7 protein-coding genes are annotated in these 4,390 nt (G+C 36.8%); all 7 read left to right on the plus strand.

Features of this window, described 5'->3' with window-relative positions:
* Nucleotides 1-388 (plus strand): riboflavin synthase (gene ribC / locus ACJROP_RS02865; protein WP_406533992.1); only part of this gene is annotated, 388 nt, incomplete at its 5' end.
* Between the two features lie 11 nt (nucleotides 389-399).
* Nucleotides 400-1,104 carry a glycosyltransferase family 2 protein gene (locus ACJROP_RS02870; RefSeq protein WP_406533993.1) on the plus strand — a complete coding sequence of 235 codons (705 nt, stop codon included), beginning with the start codon at nucleotides 400-402 and terminating at the stop codon, nucleotides 1,102-1,104.
* A 12-nt stretch (nucleotides 1,105-1,116) separates the two neighbouring features.
* Nucleotides 1,117-1,461 carry a DUF2304 domain-containing protein gene (locus ACJROP_RS02875; RefSeq protein WP_406533994.1) on the plus strand — a complete coding sequence of 115 codons (345 nt, stop codon included), beginning with the start codon at nucleotides 1,117-1,119 and terminating at the stop codon, nucleotides 1,459-1,461.
* Between the two features lie 2 nt (nucleotides 1,462-1,463).
* Nucleotides 1,464-2,132 (plus strand): (Fe-S)-binding protein, encoded by a 669-nt coding sequence (locus ACJROP_RS02880; RefSeq protein WP_406533995.1) that lies wholly within the window; start codon nucleotides 1,464-1,466, stop codon nucleotides 2,130-2,132.
* The gene (locus ACJROP_RS02885; RefSeq protein ID WP_406533996.1) at nucleotides 2,122-3,324 is read left to right on the plus strand and encodes an LUD domain-containing protein; all 1,203 of its coding nucleotides are present in this window, start codon (nucleotides 2,122-2,124) and stop codon (nucleotides 3,322-3,324) included. Before ACJROP_RS02880 ends, ACJROP_RS02885 begins: the two co-directional genes overlap by 11 nt.
* Before the next feature lie 87 nt (nucleotides 3,325-3,411).
* Nucleotides 3,412-4,125, plus strand: coding sequence for a (5-formylfuran-3-yl)methyl phosphate synthase (locus ACJROP_RS02890; protein ID WP_406533997.1), 714 nt, complete (start codon nucleotides 3,412-3,414; stop codon nucleotides 4,123-4,125).
* A 13-nt stretch (nucleotides 4,126-4,138) separates the two neighbouring features.
* The coding region (locus ACJROP_RS02895; RefSeq protein WP_406533998.1) for an IMP dehydrogenase at nucleotides 4,139-4,390 on the plus strand (252 nt) is incomplete at its 3' end.

Genomic DNA, 4,390 nt, shown 5'->3' on the forward strand with positions numbered 1-4,390 from the left:
AAATAACGCTTATGATTTAAAAATAATCAGACAAACAGTTCCGGGCGTTAAGGATTTGCCTGTAACTGCAAAAATTCTCATTGAAGAAGAAAACTGTGATATAGTAATGGCGCTTGGAATGCCGGGACCTATGGAGAAGGATAAGATGTGTGCTCATGAGGCGTCAACTGGCCTTATCAATGCACAGCTCATGACTAACACGCATATTTTAGAGGTATTTGTGCATGAGGATGAAGAGGAAGATCCGGTTGAGCTTGCAAAACTTGCAGAAAACAGGGCACGCGAACATGCACAGAATTTGATTAAAATGATGTATCATAGAAAGGCAATGAGAAAAGAAGCTGGAATGGGAATGCGTGAAGGAAAAGAAGATGCAGGACCATTATAAAAAGGTGTACAATGAGTTTTGAGGTAAGCGCAGAAGATAAAAAGGATACATATGTCATTCTTCCTGCATATAATGAAGCAACAAGAATCCAACCTGTAATTGAAGCGATTGCAGAGAAAGGGTATAAAATGGTTATCGTTAATGACGGCTCTTCAGACAATACCCTGGAAGTCGTTAAAGAATCCCAAAGAAAATATCCTAAAAATATTTACATTTACTCCCATATCATTAACCGTGGCGTTGGAGTGGCGATGCAAACAGGTTTTGATGCTGTTTTAAGATATGATCCTAAATATATCGTAAATATGGATTCCGACGGCCAGCATTCAGTTGATGATTTGGACAATGTTCTCGAGCCGTTGGTTACCGGCCAGGCTCAAGCGGTAATTGGCGTGAGGCCGTTAAAAGATATGCCTTTAAGTAGGAATATAGCTAATGCAATAATGAATCTGCTTACAAGAATATTTTATAAGGTCGATGTAAGCGATTCCCAAACAGGATTCAGGGCAATAACAATCGATGCCTTGAAAAAGATAAATATCAATGCCAGAGGATATCTCATTTCTTCCGAATTTATACGTGAAGTAAATGACAATAACATTCCATTTGCCGAAGTCCCGATTCAAACAATCTACACTCCGGAAACACAAGCAAAAGGAACAAATTTCACAGAGGCATTTAAAATATTGGTTCAAATGATCAGACATCAGTTTTAAAAAGGTGATTAAATGTTATTATATTCAATTTTATTTCCGATTATATCCATAATAGCTATCGTATGGTTTTTATTAAGGCATTTAAGAGAAAAAAATTCTTTAAGCACTGTAATTCTTTGGACTATCTTTTGGATTATTGTTAGCCTATTTGCGATTTTCCCGCAATTCAGTAATATCTTTGCTAATTTGTTTGGTATAACCCGTGGTTTGGACTTTATTATCATCATCGTTTTTGCTGTTTTGGTTTATACAATTTTCAAATTATACAGCAGGATTGACAAATTGCAGGATGATGTAAATAAAATCGTAAAGGAATTTGCTTTAAGTAATGAAATATCTCTTGATGATGAGGAATAGATATGCTTTATTTTAGAGGATGCACTGCACGTGAAAAGGAAAATGGAATCCAAGAGTCAACAGAAAAGCTATTGAAATCTGCCCATGTTGACTATCACATTTTGGATGATGAAAAATGTTGCGGATCTGTTTTGCTTAGGACTGGTTTTAATGAAGAGGCGGCCGAACAGATTAGGAAAAATACAGAAATCTTTAAAGGAGAAACTGTCATTACCTCTTGTGCAGGATGCTATAAAACTCTAAACGAGGATTACGATGGAATCGATGTAATTCATATTTCTCAGCTGTTAAACCAATTAGTTAAAGAAGGCAGGCTAAACTTATCCAAAAATGATTTGGATGTGACTTATCATGATTCATGCCATTTGGGAAGGCATTCTCAAGTTTATGAAGAGCCAAGAAAAGTGATTAATAAGGTTGCCAACCTTGTTGAAATGGACAATGTCCGTGAAGATAGCCTATGCTGCGGTGCAGGTGGTGGAGTGAAGTCCGCTTATCCAGAAATTGCCGGTGAAATTGGAAAGGCAAGAATTGCTCAAGCTAAGGAAACAGGCTGCGATACATTGGTAACTGCTTGTCCTTTTTGCAAGCTTAATTTAAAAAATGACGATATTGAAGTTTTGGACTTATCTGAATTTTTAGTAAAGTATGGTGGTTTAGATGAAAGCTAGTGAACTTGAAACTATGAGAAAATCATTCAATACAGTTAAAAGAAGATCAAATTCACTAAAGGAATCCCCATCTACTGAAAGGTTAATGGATAGAGTTCGTGAAATCAAGAAATATTCTATAGATAATAACAGAATATTGTTAAACCAGGCTTTCGAGTCATTTGAACGCAATGACATCGAATTCAAATTTGCCAAAACATCAAAAGATGCTTTAAGAATAATTGATGAATTGCTTTTGGAATTCAATGTAACAACTGTTGCCAAAGCTAAATCAAATACTTTAGGCGAAATTAACCTTAAAAAACATTTGGCTTCTAAAGATATTGAGGTTGTCGAAACAGACCTCGGGGATAGAATTCTGCAGCTTAAAAAAACAGACAACAAGCCAGTTCATCCAACAGGCCCTGCTTCTCATTTGAACATATCAGATATTACAGACATTGTTAATGAATCATTGGACGCCAATGTTAATCCTGAACCCAGAGAAATCATGGAGCTCGTCAGAAGCGATGTGCTAAATCGCATAAAAGATGCCAATGTAGGTATAAGTGGAGCCAATGCAATAGCATCTGAAGAAGGGTCCCTTGTAATGGTGCACAATGAGGGCAATATTTCACTAGTTTCACTGAAAGACTTGCATATAATTGTAGCCGGAATTGAGAAAATAGTGCCTACATTGGAAGACGCAATCTCCGTTGTAAAGCTGGAGACAATATTTGCAACCGGCAGCTATGTTACTTCATATATGAATGTAATTTCAGGACCGTCAAAAACAGCAGACATTGAAAAAAAGCTCTTGAAAAATATGTACGGTGCCGAAAGGGTTGTTGTGATCTTATTGGATAATGGGAGAAGCAATGCGCCTCCAGAATGCCTCTATTGTATTGGCTGCGGAAACTGTGTAGTACACTGTCCGGTATATAATGCAGTAGGAAACGAATTCGGATTCAATAACTATTTGGGCGGTCGTGGTGTTGCAATGTCAAAATTCATTAAGGATGAGGAGACATGCTACAATTCTGGCCTTTACATGTGTACATTATGCGGATTATGCACACTTAATTGCCCATTGGCCATCCCAACAAATGAAATTATTGAAAACATGAGAAAATTGTCAACCGATGTCGGATTTTATCCTAAGGCACATGGTGCAATTAAGGATAATATTTCAAAAAAAGATTCACCATATTAAATTATTTTTTTTAAAAACAATAATATTATAAATAATAAAGAAGTAATATTACTATATTATAAAATAATATTTTATTGGAGGAAATTTATGCTTCTATTGATAAGTCCTATAAATCGTGAAGAAGCTCTCGAATCTATTAAAGGTGGAGCGGATATTGTTGATGTGAAAAATCCTAAGGAAGGTTCCTTAGGAGCTAATTTCCCTTGGGTTATCAAGGAAATTAGAGAGTTGACTCCTGAAGACAAGCTAGTCAGCGCTACTTTAGGTGATGTGCCTTACAAACCAGGTACTGTCGCTCTTGCAGCAATGGGTGCTCACGTTTCTGGAGCGGATTATATTAAAGTTGGATTATACGGAACAAAAAACCATGACGAAGCAGTTGAAGTCATGGAAAATGTTGTAAAAGCTGTAAAGGATGTTAGTGAAGATACAATTATTGTAGCTGCAGGCTATGCAGACGCTCACCGTGTAGGTGCAGTCGATCCTATGGAAATACCAAAGGTTGCTAAAGATGCAGGATGCGATTTGGCAATGCTTGACACTGCAGTTAAAGACGGTCTTACATTATTCGATCATTTAGATATAGAACAATTAAAATCATTTGTTGATGAAGCTCACAGCTATGGTTTGTTAACCGCACTTGCAGGTTCTGTCAAAAAAGAGCAGTTAAAACCATTGCATGACATTGGATGTGATGTAGTGGGTATTAGAGGAGCCGCATGCATTGGTGGTGACAGAAATACAGGTCAGATACACCATACTGCTGTAGCTGAGCTTAAAGAGTTATGCGATTCATTCTAATTAGGTGTAATTTATGTCATTTTCAAAAAAAGTTCAAGAAGCAAGAATGTCTTTCACATTTGATGATTTTCTTTTAACTCCTAATGCCAGTTATGTAGAGCCTAAAGACATCGATACTAAAATTGAATTAGGCAAAGGAATCCAATTGAATATTCCTGTTTTAAGTGCCGCTATGGATACTGTAACCGAAGCAGATCTTGCAGTGGCAATGGCACAACAAGGTGGTGTAGGAGTAATTCACAGAAACCTATCACAAGAAAGACAA

The organism is Methanobrevibacter sp. (genome assembly GCF_045220775.1).
GTDB lineage: Archaea > Methanobacteriota > Methanobacteria > Methanobacteriales > Methanobacteriaceae > Methanocatella.

Coding starts and splice junctions, on each gene's coding strand:
- ACJROP_RS02880 (WP_406533995.1), top strand. CDS start 1,464: ATGCTTTATTTTAGAGGATGCACTGCACGTGAAAAGGAAAATGGAATC.
- ACJROP_RS02885 (WP_406533996.1), top strand. CDS start 2,122: ATGAAAGCTAGTGAACTTGAAACTATGAGAAAATCATTCAATACAGTT.
- ACJROP_RS02875 (WP_406533994.1), top strand. CDS start 1,117: ATGTTATTATATTCAATTTTATTTCCGATTATATCCATAATAGCTATC.
- ACJROP_RS02890 (WP_406533997.1), top strand. CDS start 3,412: ATGCTTCTATTGATAAGTCCTATAAATCGTGAAGAAGCTCTCGAATCT.
- ACJROP_RS02870 (WP_406533993.1), top strand. CDS start 400: ATGAGTTTTGAGGTAAGCGCAGAAGATAAAAAGGATACATATGTCATT.